The 16256-nt window shown below is 70.2% G+C and carries 17 protein-coding genes; 9 read left to right on the top strand and 8 right to left on the bottom strand.

Annotated elements, in window-relative coordinates; all coding sequences use genetic code 11:
- Both AW271_RS30330 and AW271_RS30325 read right to left on the bottom strand, forming a co-directional pair.
- Positions 1–1803: an AfsR/SARP family transcriptional regulator gene (locus AW271_RS30330; protein WP_062341021.1), complete on the bottom strand. Its 1803-nt coding sequence runs from the start codon at positions 1801–1803 to the stop codon at positions 1–3.
- Between the two features lie 44 nt (positions 1804–1847).
- A complete protein-coding gene (locus AW271_RS30325) occupies positions 1848–2234 on the bottom strand; it encodes a rhodanese-like domain-containing protein (RefSeq protein WP_062341020.1) in 387 nt (128 codons plus the stop codon).
- Positions 2235–2333: 99 nt separating this feature from the next.
- On the opposite strand from AW271_RS30325, the gene AW271_RS30320 reads away from it, so the two are divergent.
- Positions 2334–4271 (top strand): WD40 repeat domain-containing serine/threonine protein kinase, encoded by a 1938-nt coding sequence (locus AW271_RS30320; RefSeq protein WP_169806413.1) that lies wholly within the window; start codon positions 2334–2336, stop codon positions 4269–4271.
- A 5-nt stretch (positions 4272–4276) separates the two neighbouring features.
- Here AW271_RS30320 and AW271_RS30315 read toward each other — a convergent pair whose 3' ends face one another.
- The gene (locus AW271_RS30315) at positions 4277–5410 is read right to left on the bottom strand and encodes an acyl-CoA dehydrogenase family protein (RefSeq protein WP_062341018.1); all 1134 of its coding nucleotides are present in this window, start codon (positions 5408–5410) and stop codon (positions 4277–4279) included.
- 501 nt (positions 5411–5911) lie between these two features.
- A complete protein-coding gene (locus tag AW271_RS40230) occupies positions 5912–6286 on the bottom strand; it encodes a hypothetical protein (protein WP_157554767.1) in 375 nt (124 codons plus the stop codon).
- 424 nt (positions 6287–6710) lie between these two features.
- On the opposite strand from AW271_RS40230, the gene AW271_RS30310 reads away from it, so the two are divergent.
- Complete coding sequence (locus AW271_RS30310; protein ID WP_157554765.1) at positions 6711–8906, top strand: rhamnogalacturonan lyase family protein; 2196 nt, start codon at positions 6711–6713, stop codon at positions 8904–8906.
- Positions 8907–8968: 62 nt separating this feature from the next.
- Complete coding sequence (locus AW271_RS30305; RefSeq protein WP_157554763.1) at positions 8969–9385, top strand: Cpe/LpqF family protein; 417 nt, start codon at positions 8969–8971, stop codon at positions 9383–9385.
- Here AW271_RS30305 and AW271_RS30300 read toward each other — a convergent pair.
- Together AW271_RS30300 and AW271_RS30295 are read right to left on the bottom strand one after the other, a co-directional pair.
- Positions 9382–9567 carry a hypothetical protein gene (locus AW271_RS30300; protein ID WP_062341016.1) on the bottom strand — a complete coding sequence of 62 codons (186 nt, stop codon included), beginning with the start codon at positions 9565–9567 and terminating at the stop codon, positions 9382–9384. The two genes, AW271_RS30305 and AW271_RS30300, sit on opposite strands and share 4 nt — an antisense overlap.
- A gap of 98 nt (positions 9568–9665) precedes the next feature.
- Positions 9666–10286 carry a hypothetical protein gene (locus AW271_RS30295; protein ID WP_062341015.1) on the bottom strand — a complete coding sequence of 207 codons (621 nt, stop codon included), beginning with the start codon at positions 10284–10286 and terminating at the stop codon, positions 9666–9668.
- Positions 10287–10352: 66 nt separating this feature from the next.
- Between AW271_RS30295 and AW271_RS30290 the strand changes: the two genes are divergently transcribed.
- The 4 genes from AW271_RS30290 to AW271_RS30275 all read left to right on the top strand — a co-directional run bounded on the left by AW271_RS30290 (position 10353) and on the right by AW271_RS30275 (position 13649).
- Entirely contained in the window at positions 10353–11309 is a 957-nt protein-coding gene (locus AW271_RS30290) for a TIGR03885 family FMN-dependent LLM class oxidoreductase (protein WP_062341014.1), read from the top strand.
- Between the two features lie 138 nt (positions 11310–11447).
- A complete protein-coding gene (locus tag AW271_RS30285) occupies positions 11448–11981 on the top strand; it encodes a hypothetical protein (protein WP_062341013.1) in 534 nt (177 codons plus the stop codon).
- Between the two features lie 40 nt (positions 11982–12021).
- Complete coding sequence (locus tag AW271_RS30280) at positions 12022–12972, top strand: hypothetical protein (RefSeq protein WP_062341012.1); 951 nt, start codon at positions 12022–12024, stop codon at positions 12970–12972.
- An 8-nt stretch (positions 12973–12980) separates the two neighbouring features.
- Positions 12981–13649 carry a hypothetical protein gene (locus AW271_RS30275; RefSeq protein WP_062341011.1) on the top strand — a complete coding sequence of 223 codons (669 nt, stop codon included), beginning with the start codon at positions 12981–12983 and terminating at the stop codon, positions 13647–13649.
- 9 nt (positions 13650–13658) lie between these two features.
- Here the strand turns inward: AW271_RS30275 and AW271_RS30270 are convergent, their stop codons facing one another.
- The gene (locus AW271_RS30270; protein WP_062341010.1) at positions 13659–14024 is read right to left on the bottom strand and encodes a hypothetical protein; all 366 of its coding nucleotides are present in this window, start codon (positions 14022–14024) and stop codon (positions 13659–13661) included.
- A 105-nt stretch (positions 14025–14129) separates the two neighbouring features.
- On the opposite strand from AW271_RS30270, the gene AW271_RS30265 reads away from it, so the two are divergent.
- Together AW271_RS30265 and AW271_RS30260 are read left to right on the top strand one after the other, a co-directional pair.
- Positions 14130–14930, top strand: coding sequence for a hypothetical protein (locus AW271_RS30265; RefSeq protein ID WP_062341009.1), 801 nt, complete (start codon positions 14130–14132; stop codon positions 14928–14930).
- Positions 14931–14935: 5 nt separating this feature from the next.
- Complete coding sequence (locus AW271_RS30260) at positions 14936–15316, top strand: roadblock/LC7 domain-containing protein (protein WP_062341008.1); 381 nt, start codon at positions 14936–14938, stop codon at positions 15314–15316.
- On the opposite strand, the gene AW271_RS30255 is transcribed toward AW271_RS30260, so the two are convergent.
- Positions 15313–16188 (bottom strand): DMT family transporter, encoded by an 876-nt coding sequence (locus tag AW271_RS30255; RefSeq protein ID WP_083977460.1) that lies wholly within the window; start codon positions 16186–16188, stop codon positions 15313–15315. The genes AW271_RS30260 and AW271_RS30255 overlap by 4 nt on opposite strands.
- Positions 16189–16256 lie beyond the last annotated feature (68 nt).

The following is a 16256-nucleotide window of genomic DNA, read 5'->3' as shown; positions in this document are numbered from 1 at the left end:
CTATCGAAGCAGCGCGGCGAGGGCGGGGTTGTCGATCCCGGCCCCGAGCAACCGCGCGGAGGCGAGCGCCGTCCGGTCCCCGAGACGGGCGCGGTGCAGATGGGCGCGCACCACCCATTCGCGCATGTCGCACCGGGCCGCCAGCGACCCGAGCGTGGTGACGAGCGGGCGCGCCCGCTCGACGTCGCCGGCGTCGAGCGCGCAGGCGATCGTCGCGTCGAGCACGTTGGCGTGCACCCACTGGTAGCGGTCGGGCAGCCGGTTGCAGCTGTCGGTCGCCTGGCCGAACCAGCGCAGCGCCGCCGCGTACTCGCCGCGGTTGCGGCTGAGCAGGCCCAGCCCCCGCGCGGCGGTGCCCTCCCAGCACGGGTCTTCGACCTGGCAGGCCAGCACCCATGCCCGTTCGAGGCCGTCGGCGGCGGCCTCGACGTCGCCCATGCGCAGGTCGATCTCGGCGCGCAGCGCGGTCGGCCACGGGAGGAACGCCATCCAGCGCTGCTCCTCGGTCAGCTCCAGCGACCGCCGCAGCACCGTGTGGGCCTGCGAACGTTCGTCGCGCATCAGGTGGACGCGGCCCAGAATCGACAACGACCACGCGTGCTGCTTGTGGTGGCCGCAGCGGGCGGCCCGCTCGATCGACTCCTCCAGGTGGCCGATCGCGGCCCGGTAGTCGCCCTGGTCGGAGGTGTTCTGGCCGAGCACCCCGCAGATCGCCGCCGTCTCGGCGTCGGTCTGCGCCATCGCGGCCGCCTTGGTCAGCCACATGGTGGCGGCGGTCCGCCGGCCCGCCTTGACCTCGACGAAGCCGAGCTCCCGGTGGGCGGTCACCGCGACCGACCGGTCGCCCGAGGCTTCGGCGTGCAGGATCGCCTCGTGCAGCGCCAGCGACCCCTCCTCGTCACGTCCCTGCAGGGCGTGGACGAGGGCGCTGCCGAGCGCGCAGTAGGCCCGCGCCTTCAGCCCCGCGTCGCCCGTCCGGGACGCCTCGGCGACCGCCGTCCGCAGGCACTGGACGCCGGCCGTGACGGCTCCCGCCATGATCGCGGCCCGGCCCGCGTCGAGCTGGCTGACCGCGGCGGCCCGGCCGCTGAGCGGCGGCAACATCGGCGAATCGGAGCCGACCGTGACCGCCTCCCGCAACGCGGGGGAGGTCTGCACGCCCAGCTCGCGCCGCATCAGGTCTTCGCACACGGCGACCTGCTTCAGCGCGGCGGGCCGGTCGCCGGCCATGGTGAGGCTGCGTACCAGCAGCTCGTGGTTGCCCTCGTCGAGCGGGTTGTGCTCGACCGCGCGGGCGGCGTACACGACCGCCTCTTTCGCCCGGCCGGCGGCCAGCAGCCGCGCGGCGGCCTGCCGGAGCCGGGCCTCGACCATGCCGGCCACCCGGTGGCGGGCCACCAGGAGCCAGGACTCGAACTCGAGGGAGGACGCCAGGTGCACACCCTCGAGCAGTTCTCCCCCGAGTTCGAGCAGCGGCGCCGGATCGGCGTCCTGGTCGAGGAGGACGTGCACGTCGACCGTGACGTCCTCGCCGAAGTCGGTGCGCACCGGGTCGCCCCCGAGGGCCTCTCGGAGGCCCAGCGCCCGGCGCAGTTCGGCCAGCGTCCAGCGCAGCGCGCCGAGCGGGTCGTCGGCGTCGCCGAACAGCAGCTCGGCGAGGCGCTTGCGGCTGGGCGGCCGCTCGGCCAGCAGCAGATAGGCGAGCAGGGCCCACGCCTTCCGGCCGCGCGGCGGCTTCGCCGGCCGGCCGTCGAGCTCCGCGAGCTCGACGGCGGGCGGCCCGAGCAGCCGGATCGACACCATGAGCCCACTCTCACATCAACGCGGGCCTCGGCCCAGATCCACTTTCAGTTCTCGTGAGTGGTGGGCTGCCCGGCGGCCTGCCACGCCTTCAGCCCGCCGTCGAGGTGGGCCACGTCCTGGTAGCCGAGCGACTGGAGCGTGCGCGCGGCCAGCGCCGACCGGCCGCCCGAGGCGCAGAACAGGATCACGGTCCCGGCCGGGTCGAACTCGGCGCGGTGGTAGGGGCTGCCCGGGTCGGCGTAGAACTCCAGCATCCCCCTGGGAGCGAGGACGGCCCCCGGGATGGTGCCCTCCTTCTCGACCTCGCCCGGCTCCCGCAGGTCGACCAGCGTGACGCCGCCGGCCTCGACCGCCTTCGCGACGTCGTCGACCGACAGGTTGTCGATCTGCGCGCGCGCCTGGGCGATCAGTTCCTTCACGGACTCGCTCATTGTGTCCCCCTCTTGGACATCGTCATCGTGACGACCCCGACTATCCGGGGGCACCGTGTGAGGAGGCGTGTGCGCGTGGACCGCTCCTATCATGAGGTCGTGAACGCGGAGCCTGGCATACCGGCGTCGATCGACGACTATCGCATCCTCCACCGCATCGGACACGGCGGCCAGGGCGCGGTCTATCGCGCCGAAGGCCCCGACGGCGCCCCGGTCGCGCTGAAGGTCCTCCACGACGAACTGTCGAAGGACGCCGACCACCGGCGGCGTTTCCTGCGCGAGGTCGAACTGGCCCGCCGGGTCGCCCCCTTCTGCACCGCCCGCGTGCTCGACATGGGGGTCTTCGGCGACCGGCCGTACATCGTGAGCGAGTTCGTGCCCGGCACCTCCCTCCACCACGTGGTGCAGCGGGAGGGCCCGCGCACGGGCGGCGGCCTCGAACGCCTGGCCGTGGCGACCGCGACCGCGCTGGCGGCCATCCACCGGGCCGGGATCGTGCACCGCGACTTCAAGCCCAGCAACGTGCTGATGGGCCCCGAGGGCCCGGTCGTAATCGACTTCGGCATCTCCCGCGCCCTCGACCACACCGCGACGATGTCGGGCTCGATCGGCACCCCGGGTTACATGGCCCCCGAGCAGATCGAGAACGGCGAGGTCACCCCCGCCGCCGACGTGTTCGCGTGGGCCGCCACGATGGCCTTCGCCGCGACCGGCAGACGCGCCTTCCCCGGCACGACCGTGCCGCAGTTGATCAACGCCATCATGAACCGCGAACCCCAGCTCGACGGCGTGCCCCCCAACCTGCGCCCGCTGATCGAGCAGGCCCTGAACAAGAACCCGGCCCTGCGCCCGACGGCCCCCGACCTGGTCAAGGCGCTGACGGGCGACGAGTTCGCGGTCGAGACGATGCCGCTCGCGCCCCCGGTCAAGAACCGCAAACCGGCCTGGCTGGCCGGCGCCCTGGCGGTCGTGGTGGCCGGCGGCGTCCTGACCTGGCAACTGTGGCCCGACGGAGAGTCCGCCGCGACGGGAGACGGCGCCCGCATGGGCACCACGCTGACCCCCGCCCCGGTCACCTTCGGCACGGCGGTCGGCAGCCCGATCGCCGTGCAGGAAGACGACGTCCGCAACATCGGCGTCATCGACATCGACGGGGTGCCGACGGCGGTGAGCGGCGGCGACGACAACACCGTCCGCGTCGTCGACCTCAACACCGGCGCCGAGCTGCACGCCATGACCGGCCACGAGAAATGGGTCAGAGACGTCGCCGTCGGCCTGCTCGACGGCACCGAGATCGCCGTCACCGCCGCCGACGACGGCTCGCTGCGCATCTGGGACCTCCGCAAGGGCGTCCAGCTGAGCAACCCCATGCTCGGCCACGAGGGCGGCGTCAAGGGCGTCGACATCGGCACCCTGAACGGCGACCCCATCGCGGTCAGCGGCGGCGTCGACGGCACCGTCCGCGTCTGGGACCTGCACAGCGGCGAGCAGATCGGCGACCCGATGACCGGCACCACCGGAGCCGTCTGGGCGGTCGCCCTGGCCGAGGCGAACGGCGTCCCGATCGTGGTCAGCACCGGCGACGAGGGCTGGGTCCGGGTATGGGACCTGACCACGAGAACCCAACTCGGCGAGCCCATGACCGGCCACATCGGCTGGGCCAGATCGGTCGAGATCGGCGAACTCGACGGCAAGCCCATCGCCGTCACCGGCGGCGAGGACAAGACCGCCCGCATCTGGGACCTGACCACCCGCACCAGCCTCGGCACCCCGCTGACGGGCCACACGAGCTGGGTGTGGGGCGTGGCCCTGGGCGAGTCGGACGGCAAGCCCATCGCGATCACCGCCGGCGAGGACAAGACCGCCCGCGTATGGGACCTGGCGGCCGGCGCCGAACTCGGCGGCCCGCTGGAGGGGCACACCGACCGGGTGTACTGCGCGGCGTTCGGCACGGTCGGCGGAAAACCGGTCGCCATCACGGGCGGCCGCGACGAGTCGATCCGCCTCTGGGACCTGTCGCCCCCGCTACCCGGCTGACCGGGTCAGCGGGCCAGACCCCGGGCGATGACCAACCGCTGGATCTGGTTGGTGCCCTCGAAGATCTGCATGATCTTCGCCTCGCGCATGTACCTCTCCACCGGGAACTCGCGCGTGTACCCATAGCCGCCGAACACCTGGACCGCGTCGGTCGTCACCTTCATGGCCGCGTCGGTGGCGACGAGTTTGGCCACCGACGCCTGCCGCGAGAACGGCAGGCCCGCGTCCTTCCGGCGGGCCGCGTCGACGTACGTCGCCCGGGCCGAGTCGACGGCCGCGGCCATGTCGGCGAGGAGGAAACCGAGGCCCTGGTGGTCGATGATGCGCTTGCCGAAGGTCGTGCGTTCCTTCGCGTAGGCGACCGCCGCGTCGAGGGCGGCCTGGGCGAGGCCGGTCGCGCAGGCGGCGATGCCGAGGCGGCCCGAGTCGAGGGCGCTGAAGGCGATCTGGAGACCCTGGCCCTCGGCGCCGATCAACCGGTCGGCCGACAGGATCGCGCCGTCCCAGTGGGCGCTCGTGGTGGGGACGGCGTGCAGGCCCATCTTCTCTTCGGGCTTGCCGAAGGTCAGGCCGTCGACCTGGCCCGGGGCGAGGAAGCAGGAGATCGACTGTTCGCCCGTCCGGGCGAACAGCGCGTAGAAGTCGGCCCGGCCGCCGTGGGTGATCCACGCCTTCGAGCCGTTGATCTCGTAACCGTCGGCGACGCGGGTGGCGCGGCAGGTCAGGGCGGCGGCGTCGGAGCCGGCCTGGGGTTCGGACAAGCTGTAGCCGCCGACGAGGTCGCCGGCGAGCATGTCGGGCAACCAGCGGTCGATCTGCTCGGGGGTGCCGAACGTGGCCAGCGGATGGCACGACAACGAGTGCACGCTCACCGCCACGGCGACGGACGCCCAGCGCGCGGCGAGTTCTTCGAGCACCTGGAGGTAGACCTCGTAGGGCTGGCCGCCGCCGCCGAACTCCTCCGGATAGGGGAGGCTCAGCAGGCCGGCCGCGCCGAGGGTGGCGAAGAGGCCCTCGGGATAGGTCTCGGCGCGCTCGTGCCGGTCCACGATGGGCGACAGTTCCTTGTCGGCCACATCACGGGTGAGGTCGAGCAGGTCACGGGCCTCCGGGGTGGGGAGGAGCCGGTCGACGGCCACAGGGATCTCCTGACATCGGTCGTTGGTAACCCCGATGGTCTCAGAGCCGTGCCCACTCCTTCGCAGTGGTCATCTCGCCGAGCAGGCCGGGCAGGAGGGCACGTGGAGATGCCCGTCGGAATTCGCGGCCCGTGCCGGTTCGGCGTCCCGTCCGGGTTGGTCTTCAGCTTGATCCGCACATACCCGCCGGCCACGTAGCCGGTGACCACTAAGCAGGTGCGGGTCGGCGCCGAGTCTTCGGCGCCGCCTTGCCGTGCGGTGACCCTTAATCAGGGCCGGCGCCGGGGCGACGCCATGTGCGTCGGTGGAATCTGGAAGGGAGGGGTCGGGGGCTGTGGCGCGGCTCAGCCATGGCCACGCGTTCGCCCCACCCCTCGGCGGCATGGAGATGCGCCGGAGTTCGATTCCTGCGAGCTTCGCGGGGGAGAAAAGGTACCGCTGTGCCCCCGTTGATGGGGGCACGCCAATCGTGATCTCTTATCGCGGTAGGTCTGATTCGGCTCAGGTGTGAGGCGGTGCGCGGGCCCGGTGTCCGGGGGCGCCGGCGACGTGGGCGGAGGTTGGCAGCCGCCACGCGCTGTGCACCTGAACCGGCCGATTATCTCTGACCAGAATCACCGGCACGAATTCGACGAGCAGATAATTTCTCGTTGTTTTTATCGTTCGCGTCACCGTGGCATCTCCGCCCGGCGCGAGATCGCCGGGCCACCACGGTAGATTGATGCGCCCGGTGACGGTCTCCTCAGCGTCGACCACCACGTCCGGCACCGGCGTCACCGACAGGGCAAGAGCCGTACCTGCGGGAACGAACAATCCGATGACGGCGAAGGCGAGCGAGACGAGAATCGCCCATGTTCTGCCGACCAGCCTGCCCACAACACACCCCCACAAATATCGAGCTCATTTTATTTTCGCCCCGGGGGGTGGCGCCTTATTTAGTGACACCCCTGAACTACCCCCGGCGATCACGCCTGTAAACAAACTTCCGAAGAAAAAATTCGAGCGCCGCGATGTGGGCTTGTGTCCCTTTTTTTCGGCGTCGGTACGCTGGCTAAATCCGGATATCCCGGCGAAGGGGCAGCCATTGTCGGCCCCGCCCGACAGGTGCGTCGTGTGCCGACAGATCAGGTTTTCTCGTGCGGTCGGGCCGCCAATCAAAAAGGGACATGAGTCCGAATCGGCGGATCTGAACGTTTCAGTCACGACCTCGGATGACATTACGGCGATGTCGACGATGGTTGACCGGTTGAGTCTGGATTTCTACGTTCTGGGCCTGACGCTCCCCCAGATTGGACCGGCTATGAAACGTTTCGCCCTCGTCGCGGCAGGGCTGCTGGTCGCCGCGGTCGCCTTGCAAGGTCCGGCCACGGCGGCGGTCGCCTGCCGGATCGACTACTCCGTCGGCAGTTCGTGGCCGGGCGGCTTCTCGACCACCGTCACCGTCAACAATGTGGGCGACCCCATCGACGGATGGCGGCTGACCTGGACGTTCACAGCCGGGCAGCAGATCACCCAGGCGTGGAACACCGCCCTCACCCAGAGCGGCGCCAACGTGACGGCCGACGACGCCGGCTACAACCGGCAGCTCGCCTCGGGCGCCTCGACCGCGTTCGGCTTCAACGCCACGATGAGCGGCACCAACAACCCCACGCCGACGAACTTCACGCTCAACGGCGTCCCCTGCAACGGCTCCCAGCCCAGCCCGACGCCGACCCCCACCCCGAGCCCGACGCCCACGCCGAGCCCCACCCCGACCCCGACTCCCACGCCGACTCCCACCCCGAGTGGCGCGAAGCAGGTCGAGGACCTCGACCGCGGGGTCATCTCGGTCCGCAGCGGCAGCGCGAACCTCGTGTCGTGGCGGCTGCTCGGCACCGAGGCCCGGGACACCTCGTTCAACGTCTACCGGTCGGGCACCCGCGTGGCCACTGTGTCCAACTCCACGAACTACCTGGACAGCGGGGCGTCGTCCGACGCGACGTACACGATCAGGGCGGTGAGCGGCGGCGCGGAAGGGCCCAGTTCCGAGACGTCGTTGCGGTTCGCCAGTGGTTACCTGGACGTGCCGATCACCCCGCCGAGCTCCAACTACACCGCCAGCGACGCCAGCGTCGGCGACCTCGACGGTGACGGACGCGTCGACCTGGTCCTCAAGTGGGAGCCGAACGACGCCAAGGACAACTCCCAGTCGGGCGTCACGTCCCCGGTCTACGTCGACGGCGTCAAACTCGACGGCACCCGTCTGTGGCGGATCAACCTCGGCCGCAACATCCGCGCCGGGGCGCACTACACCCAGTTCCAGGTGTACGACTACGACGGCGACGGCCGTGCCGAGGTCGCCATGAAGACCGCCGACGGCACCGTCGACGGCCGCGGCACCGTGATCGGCAATGGGTCGGCGAACTACGTGAACTCCGGCGGCTACATCCTGTCGGGCCCCGAGTTCCTGACCATGTTCAACGGCCAGACGGGCGCGGCGATGTCGACCGTCGACTACGTCCCGGCCCGGGGCACCGTCTCGAACTGGGGCGACAACTACGGCAACCGGGTCGACCGGTTCCTGGCCGGTACGGCCTACCTCGACGGCCAGCGCCCCTCACTGATCATGTCCCGGGGCTACTACACCCGGGCGGTCGTGGTGGCCTGGGACTTCCGCAACGGCGCGCTCACCCGCCGGTGGACCTTCGACTCCAACAACGCCACCTCCTACGCGGGCCAGGGCAACCACCAGCTGTCGATCGCCGACGTCGACGCCGACGGCCGGGACGAGATCGTCTTCGGCGCGGCCGTCATCAACGACAACGGCACGGGCCTCTACAACACCGGCCTCGGCCACGGCGACGCGCTGCACGTGGGCGACCTGAACCCGGCGCGGCAGGGCCTGGAGATCTTCAAGGTCAGCGAGGACTCCTCGAAGCCGGGCTCGTGGATGGCCGACGCGCGGACCGGCCAGATCCTCTGGCAGACCTCCTCGGGCGGCGACAACGGCCGCGGCGTCTCGGGCGACATCTGGGCCGGCAGCGCGGGGGCCGAGTCGTGGTCGGCGCGCGACACCACGCTCCGGTCGCCGACCGGCGCCTCGCTGGGCCGCGAACCGTCGTCCATCAACTTCCTGGCCTGGTGGGACGCCGATCCGGTCCGCGAGCTCCTCGACGACGTGCGTATCGACAAGTACGGCACCGGCGGCGACACCCGCCTGCTGACCGGCTCGAACGTGCACTCCAACAACGGCACCAAGGCGACCCCGTCGTTGTCGGGCGACATCCTCGGCGACTGGCGCGAAGAGGTCATCTGGCCGACCAGCGACAACCGGGCGCTGCGCATCTACTCGACCCCGAACGCGACCACGGTCAAGATCCACACGCTGCTGCACGACCCGATGTACCGCGTCGCGCTGGCCTGGCAGAACACCGCCTACAACCAGCCGCCCCACCCGAGCTTCTTCATCGGCGACGGGATGGCCACCCCGGCCAGGCCGAACGTGTACGTCCGCTGATCGATCACTGGAAAACTGGGGCCTTCGTGACGAAGGCCCCTTTTTCCTTCCCGGAGACGATCGTGCGCGCGTTACCCCTTCTCCTCGGCGCGCTGCTGGCGTCAGGCTGCACGTCCATCGGGGTCAGCGCCGGTGCGGCTCCTTCCGCGAGCGTCCGCACGCAGGAGATCCCCGACACCCCCGTGGGCAGGCAGCTCGCCTGGTGGCTCGGGGCGATCACGCGGCACCCCATCCCGGCCGCCGACGTCGTCGAGCACTTCGCGCCCGATTTCGTCGAGGAGATCCCGGTGGCGGAGGTCAACCGGGTCTCCGACCACTTCCCCGACCCCCGGTTCACGATCAGGAGCGCCACCACCGTGGAGATCGTGGGCGACCTGCGTGACACGTGGGGCGTGGTCTGGCGGGTGACGATGGGCGTCAACCGCGAGGGGCTGATCGACTATCTACTGGTCGTCCCGCCCGGAACCGAGGGCCGCTAGTTCCCGATCTCGCCCTTGCGGTTGCAGCGCGGGCAGATCCGGTAGCGGCCTTCGAGGACGCTGGAGTCGAGAGTGCCCTTGCCGCCGCAGCGAGGGCACTTCCTGAGCGGGTTGGACGACGCCGCGACGTACAGGACGAAGACGACGGCGAGGATGAACAGGACGGGCATGAGCGTGTCCATGGGACCCCCCTTTCGGGAGAGTTACCGGACACCCAGCGTGCCGACCCGAGCCGCTTCCGTGTGCCCTCTCCCTGGGGGAGACAGCACCTAACCTCCGTTTAGTCGGCGATGTAACTCACCGAGTTCACGTAGTAGCCGGCCGCCTTGGTGCCCCGCACGTGCAGGAACATGGCGCCGCCCTCGTAGGAGTAGGCGCAGCTGAAGCCCTTGGGCTCCTTGGAGCAGCCCTGCCAGTGGTAGGGCACGCCGGTCGGGTCGTACTTGACGGCGAAGCGGGTCTTGATGGCCCCGGCGGTGGCGATCTCGCGGGCGCGGGTCTTGGCGCCGAGCTGCCAGTAGCGGTAGAAGGTCTTCGCGACCGTCGTGGGCGACGTGACGTGCTGCGACGTGTAGACCGCGGTCACCCGGGACTTCTTGACGACCATGAGGATGCCGTTGAGGTCGCCCGGCACCTTCACGCTCGTGTGCACGAATCGGCACGTTCCAGCAGCCGTGCAGCCGGCGAACTTGTCGGGGTCGCGGTACTTGTACGCGAGCAGCTTGTCGACGGCGTCGGGGGCGGCCCACTTCAGCATCGCCTTCCGGTCCTTCTTGACGAAGCCCTTGAAGACGTTCTTGGCGACGGTGGCGGGGGCGGGCGCCGCGTGGGCGGCGGGGGCGGCGACCAGCAGGGCGGTCGCGGTCAGCGCGGCGCCGGCTAACAGTGATCTTGAGGACATGTGGCGAGCTTAGAGCCGCCCGCTTTACACCCGATAGCGGATGACTTGCCGGGGTAGTCGATAGAGATGGCGATCTATGGCTTTCACGCCTCCCATGAGCAGGTTTCCCCCAGTGATCTTCTGGACGCCGTCCGCCTCGCCGACGAGGCCGGCTTCGCGATGGCGATGTGCTCCGACCACATCGCGCCCTGGAGCGCCCGGCAGGGCGAGTCGGGGTTCGCGTGGTCGTGGCTGGGCGCCGCGCTGCAGGCCACGACGCTGCGGTTCGGCGTGGTGAACGCGCCCGGCCAGCGTTACCACCCGGCGATCGTCGCGCAGGCGATCGGCACGCTCGCGCAGATGTTCCCGGGCCGCTTCTGGGCCGCGCTCGGTTCCGGCGAGGCGTCGAACGAGCACGTCACCGGCGACCGGTGGCCGCGCAAGGAGATCCGGCAGCAGCGGCTGCGCGAGTGCGTCGACGTGATGCGGGCCCTGCTGAACGGCGAGGAGGTCAGCCACGACGGGCTCGTCACCGTCGACCGGGCCCGGTTGTGGTCGCTCCCGGCGGAGCCGCCGAAGCTGGTCGGCGCGGCGGTCAGCGTGGAGACCGCGAAGTGGGTCGCCGAGTGGGCCGACGGGCTCATCACGGTGAACAGCCCCCACTCCAAGGAGGTTCTGGACGCCTACCGCGAGGCCGGCGGGCGGGGTCCGGCGGCCGTACAGGTGCATCTGAGCTGGGCGCCGACCGAAGAGGAGGCGCTGGCGACCGCGCACGACCAGTGGCGCTCGAACGTGGTCGGCCCGCCCGGCAGCTGGGACTTCGACACACCGGAGATGTTCGACAGCGTGGCCCGGTTCGTCACCCCGGAGGAAGTGCGCAAATCCGTCTTCGTCTCCGCCGACACGGCGCAGCACGCCGAGTGGCTGCGCGGGTACGCCGACGCCGGTTTCGACGAGGTCTACCTGCACCACGTGGGGAAGGAGCAGACCCGGTTCATCGAGACATTCGGCGCGAAAGTGCTGCCCGAGCTCACTACAGGGTGATCGCTCAGGAGTGGCCCTGCAGACGGTCAAGATCTCCTCTGACCTGCGCGCGGAGCGCCGGGGGGCGACTCGTCAGCGATCTACGCTCGCGCTGACTTGTTCGCAACCCGGTGTTTCCGGGCGATGTGAGGATGACCGATGCGGTTTCTCAAGTATGTGATCGGCATGGCCATGGCGCTGCTGATCGGTTCCGTTGCGCCGGCTCAGGCCGCGGACACCACCGTCACCTTCACGATCGTGGGCGGCGCCCTGACCATCACCGCCCCGGCGAGCATCCCTCTGGGCAACACCGCCTCGGGCGCCACGCTCCAGGGCACGATCGGCCCGGTCACGGTCACCGACCTGCGCGGCTCGCTCCTCGGCTCGTGGACGGCCCGCGTCACCTCGACCGACTTCACCACCGGCGGCGGCACCGCGAACGAGACGATCGCCAAGGCCAACGTGGCGTACGCCTCGGGCCCGGCGACCTCGTCGAGCGGCGTCGGCACCTTCGTGCCCGGTCAGCTGACCGTGCTGCTGGCCCAGCCGCTGACCACCCAGATCACCGCGTTCACCGCCACCGCCCTGGTCGGCAACAACACGGTCACCTGGAACCCGACCCTGCGCGTCACCATCCCGAACGCGGCCGTCGCCGGCACGTACACGGGGACGGTGACCCATTCGGTGGCGTAGCCGCGCCGCTCTCCACCGGATCCTGATCTCGCCTCTCCTGGTGCTGCTTCCCGTCCTGGCCCTGACCGGCCGGGCGGACGCGGAGCCGGAGGGACAGGTCGGGATCCGGCTCGTTGAGGCGCCAGAGGACAGATCAGACGATCCGCGCGCGCGGGCCTACATCGTCGACCACGTGAAGCCGGGGACCGTGATCCACCGGCGTTTCGCCGTGAACAACACCTCCGCCAAACCGCAGACGTTGTGGTTGTACGCGGCCGGAGCGGAGATCAGGAAACGGAAGTTCACCTTCCTGCCCGATCAGACGGCCAACGAGTTGTCGTCGTGGATCACGTTCGACCGACCGGCCGTCACGCTGCCACCCGGCGGCGAACGGGTGCTCAAGGCCACCATCCGGGTGCCGCGGACCGCCTGGAAGGGCGAACGGTACGCCGTCATGTGGGGCGAGGCCCGCGCGCCGGCGACGAAGGAGCACAACGTCCAGGTCCACAACCGCGTGGGCATCCGCGTCTACCTCGACGTCGGGAGCGGCGGCGAACCGCCGACCGACTTCCGCGTCGACAAGATGTGGGCCGGCCGCGACCAGGCCGGCAAGCCGCGCCTTGCGGCGCAGGTCACCAACATCGGCCTGCGGGCCGTCGACATGTCGGGTGAACTGCGGCTCTCGGAGGGTCCGGGCGGCACGTCGGCCGGGCCGTTCAAGGTGACCACCGGCGTGACCATGGCGCCCAGGGACGTGGGGCAGGTCGAGGTCCTCCTCGATCCCTCGCTTCCGATGGGGCCGTGGAAAGCGGACCTGACGCTGACGAGCGGACGTACCACCAGAACCGCGAGCGGGACCGTGACGTTCCCCGCCGCCCTCGACACGACGGCTGCCGTGAAACTGAGCAGCACCGCCCTTCCCCCGCTGACCGCCCTGTTCATCACCACAGGGGCGCTCGCAGTGGCGGGCGGTGGCTACCTCATCTGGCGACGAGCCCGGAGGACACCGTGAGACCACGCGTGACGGCGACCCTGGCAGCAGTGGTCGCCGCCGTCGTGACAGCGATCCCCGCCATCGCGGAGGACAAGGCCGATCCGGCCGTGGACGACACCGTCGTCGTGTGGGCGCCGCCTGACGAAGCTGGGCACGGGGACGGAACCTCGGGCGGCTTCCTGGATGGCACACAGGAGAAGTCCGCCCAAGGTGGTCCGACCCGTCGGAGACCCCGCGATCACCCGGCGAAACGGCTGGCTCTCGCCGGTCTGGCCATCACCGCTCCCGCGTCCAGGGCACTCGGCAGCACCACGATCGGCGGCCAGCTGTCGGCGCAGCTCGGCGCGGTCACCGTGACGGACGACCGCAACCTGCTGGTGCAGGTGAGCTACACGGCCACGGTGAGCACGACCAACTTCACCACCACGGTCGGCGGCAACACGTCCACGATCTCGAAGCCGAACATCTCCTACTGGTCGGGCCCGGCGACCTCCACCTCGGGCGTCGGCGTGTTCACCCCCGGCCAGCTCACGGCCGCGAACGCGGTCGCCCTGACGGGCACGCACACGGCTTTCGCCGTGACATTGGCCGTGGGAAATACCTCGCTCGCCTGGAATCCGACAGTAATTGTCAGAGTTCCGTCATCGGCGGTCGCCGGTACTTATTCGGGCACGATCACACATTCCGTCGCGTGACGGGGAAAATCACAGGCTCATCTGCCGTTCGATGTTGCGCAGGTTGTGGCGGGCGAGCGCGAGGTTGGCGCGGTCGCGGTCGAGGACCAGGTAGAGGAACAGCTGGCCGCCGGGGGCCTTGAGCAGCCGGATGATGTGATATTGCCTGTTCAGCGTGATGAGGACGTCCTCGATCTCGTCGTCGAGGGCGAGCGAGGCCATGGTGCGCAGCTTGGCCCGCACGACCTCGGTGTTACCGGCTGCGGCGACTTCGAGGTCGAACTCGCGGCCGCCGCCGATCGTGCCGAGGCTCATGCCGCTGCCGTAGTCGACCAGCGCGGCGCCGATCGCCCCGTCGATGGCCATCGCCTCTTTTAGGGCGGTTTCGATGTTCATGCTGCCTTATCCAATGCTGTTGTGCTTGCAGGGACATAAGGTAACTCTTGCGGCCTCAGATAGTGAAGGGCACAAAAAGTGTCATCGCACGACCTCGATCACCCCATGGGCGTCGATTCCATGCTCCGGCTGGGCGAACCCATCGGCGGCTCCCATCTGCTGCGTGTCATGGGGAGTCCGGGCGGGATCATCCACGTGCGCGACGGGCTGGTCGTCGCGGCGACCACGCCCGCGTCCCCCGGACCGGAATCCCTGCTGATCCGTTCGGGACGGGTGAGCGAGGCGGCCTGGAACGAGGCTTACACCGCTGGGGCCCCCGACGACCGGCTGGCCGCCGAACTCGTCGCCCGGGGCAGCGTGGGAGAGGCCGGGCTGGAGGCCGTCTGCCTGTCGGCGGTGTTCGACGCGGTCTTCGCGATGGCCCTGTTCGGCGTCGAGGAAAGCCAGCCCGAGCCGGTGGGCGACCACGAGGTGCCGCCGCCCTTACCGGTCGTGCCCGGCGTCTCGCGCGAGCGGCTGGCCCGGGAGACGGCCCGCCGGCTGGCCATCACCGAGGAGTGGCGTGAGCTGGGCATCACCCCGTTCATCCGGCCCACGGCGGTACGCCCGCTCCCGGCCCTGACGATCGCCGCCGACCACCTGCGCCACGAGATCCTCACCAAGGCCAACGGGCGGCGTACGCCCCGGGACATCGCGTTCGCCCTCGGCCAGGGCCTGTTCGTGGTGATCAAGGAGATCGCCGCCCTGGTCAGAGAGGGCCTGCTCACCATCGCCCCGCCCGCTCCACCGGTCGACGACCACGGGGAGCAGCCCGGAGACGGGGAGGACCGGCGGCAACCCCTGCTGCCGCGCCGCCGGCCGGGCACCAGCAAGATCGCCAAGTTAATGGGCGCCGACGAAAGTTAAGAACCATGGCACAGAACGCTCTGAAGGCAGAACTGCACTCCCTGCGCGACCGCGTCACGGGGGTGATGGAGACGGCTGTCGCCACGGTTGACGGTCTGCTCGTCGTCGCCGACACCGACGGCGTCTCCCCCGAGACCGTCTCGGCCCTGTCGGCCGCGACCCTCGGTCTCGGCAAACGCTTCGGCTACGAAGTGGGCCTCCACGAACTGCGCGAGGTGGTCATCCGCTGCCGCGGCGGCTTCATCGTCGTGTACGCCGTGGGCTCCATCGCGCTGCTCGCGATCCTGGGCGACGAGGGACTCGACGTGGCCCGGCTGCACGTCGAGTCACGGCCGACCGTCGAACGCCTGACCCACCTGCTCGTCGACGAACGGGCCCGCGCCTAGGAAGCGGCCGTCCTGCGCCGTGAGACGGCCACACCCGCCAGGCAGAGCGCGCCGCCCGCCAGGGCCAGCCAGGTCGGGGTCTCCCCCAGCAGCACCCAGGCCATCACGATCACGATCGCCGGAACCACGTAGGTGGTGGCGCCCATCTTCCCCGCCGTCGTCCTGGCCAGGGCGTACGCCCAGGTCGTGAAGGCCAACGCCGTTGGGAAGACGCCGAGGTAGACCAGGTTCAGCGTGGCCGACAGCGGCGCGTCGCCGGCCTGGTCGATCAGCTGCCCGGCGAACGGCAGGCAGGTGACCGCGCCGATGAGGCAGCCGAAGGTGGTCACCTGCAGCGCGGAGGCGTGCCGCAGCGCGGGCTTCTGCACGATGGTCGCGATCGCCCACGTCACCGCCGCCACCACGCAGAGCGCCACGCCGAGCACCGAGGCCCCGCCGCCCTCGGACATCGAGTAGCCGACGACGACCGCGCCGGTGAACGACACGGCCATGCCGATGAGCAGCCGGCGGGGGAACCCCTCGCCGAGGAACAACCCCGACAACAGGGCGATGATGATCGGCCCGATGTTGACGACCATGGCGGCCGTCCCGGCGTCGACCTCCTGCTCGCCCCAGTTGAGGGCGATCATGTAGATCCCGAACCAGAGCACGCCGGAGATCGCGATCCCGGGCCAGGCCGCCCGCGGCGGCAGCCCTTCCCTGCGGGCCAGCAGGATGACCAGGAGGGTCAGCGACCCGGCCAGCATCCGCCCGAGGGCGAGGGCTCCGGGGGAGTACGAGAGCACGGCGTGCCTGATGGCGACGAACGCGGACGCCCAGAGCACCACGGTCACCCCCGCGGCGATGAGGGCCCTGCGGTCGGTTTGTTCCACGGTGGGCACTTTAGGGGGACACCCGGTCGGTACGCATCACGGTTTCGCGGCCCATTGACAAGGAAGTT

The sequence above is a fragment of the Herbidospora sakaeratensis genome (assembly GCF_001570525.1).
GTDB lineage: Bacteria > Actinomycetota > Actinomycetes > Streptosporangiales > Streptosporangiaceae > Herbidospora > Herbidospora sakaeratensis.
This window is presented reverse-complemented; position numbering and strand designations above follow the sequence as displayed.

Bases quoted from the DNA above. Each gene is read 5' to 3' on its own strand.
- AW271_RS30330 (WP_062341021.1), bottom strand. From the start codon at position 1,803: ATGGTGTCGATCCGGCTGCTCGGGCCGCCCGCCGTCGAGCTCGCGGAG.
- AW271_RS30325 (WP_062341020.1), bottom strand. From the start codon at position 2,234: ATGAGCGAGTCCGTGAAGGAACTGATCGCCCAGGCGCGCGCGCAGATC.
- AW271_RS30310 (WP_157554765.1), top strand. From the start codon at position 6,711: ATGAAACGTTTCGCCCTCGTCGCGGCAGGGCTGCTGGTCGCCGCGGTC.
- AW271_RS30300 (WP_062341016.1), bottom strand. From the start codon at position 9,567: ATGGACACGCTCATGCCCGTCCTGTTCATCCTCGCCGTCGTCTTCGTC.
- AW271_RS30295 (WP_062341015.1), bottom strand. From the start codon at position 10,286: ATGTCCTCAAGATCACTGTTAGCCGGCGCCGCGCTGACCGCGACCGCC.
- AW271_RS30290 (WP_062341014.1), top strand. From the start codon at position 10,353: ATGGCGATCTATGGCTTTCACGCCTCCCATGAGCAGGTTTCCCCCAGT.
- AW271_RS30285 (WP_062341013.1), top strand. From the start codon at position 11,448: ATGCGGTTTCTCAAGTATGTGATCGGCATGGCCATGGCGCTGCTGATC.
- AW271_RS30270 (WP_062341010.1), bottom strand. From the start codon at position 14,024: ATGAACATCGAAACCGCCCTAAAAGAGGCGATGGCCATCGACGGGGCG.
- AW271_RS30265 (WP_062341009.1), top strand. From the start codon at position 14,130: ATGGGCGTCGATTCCATGCTCCGGCTGGGCGAACCCATCGGCGGCTCC.
- AW271_RS30260 (WP_062341008.1), top strand. From the start codon at position 14,936: ATGGCACAGAACGCTCTGAAGGCAGAACTGCACTCCCTGCGCGACCGC.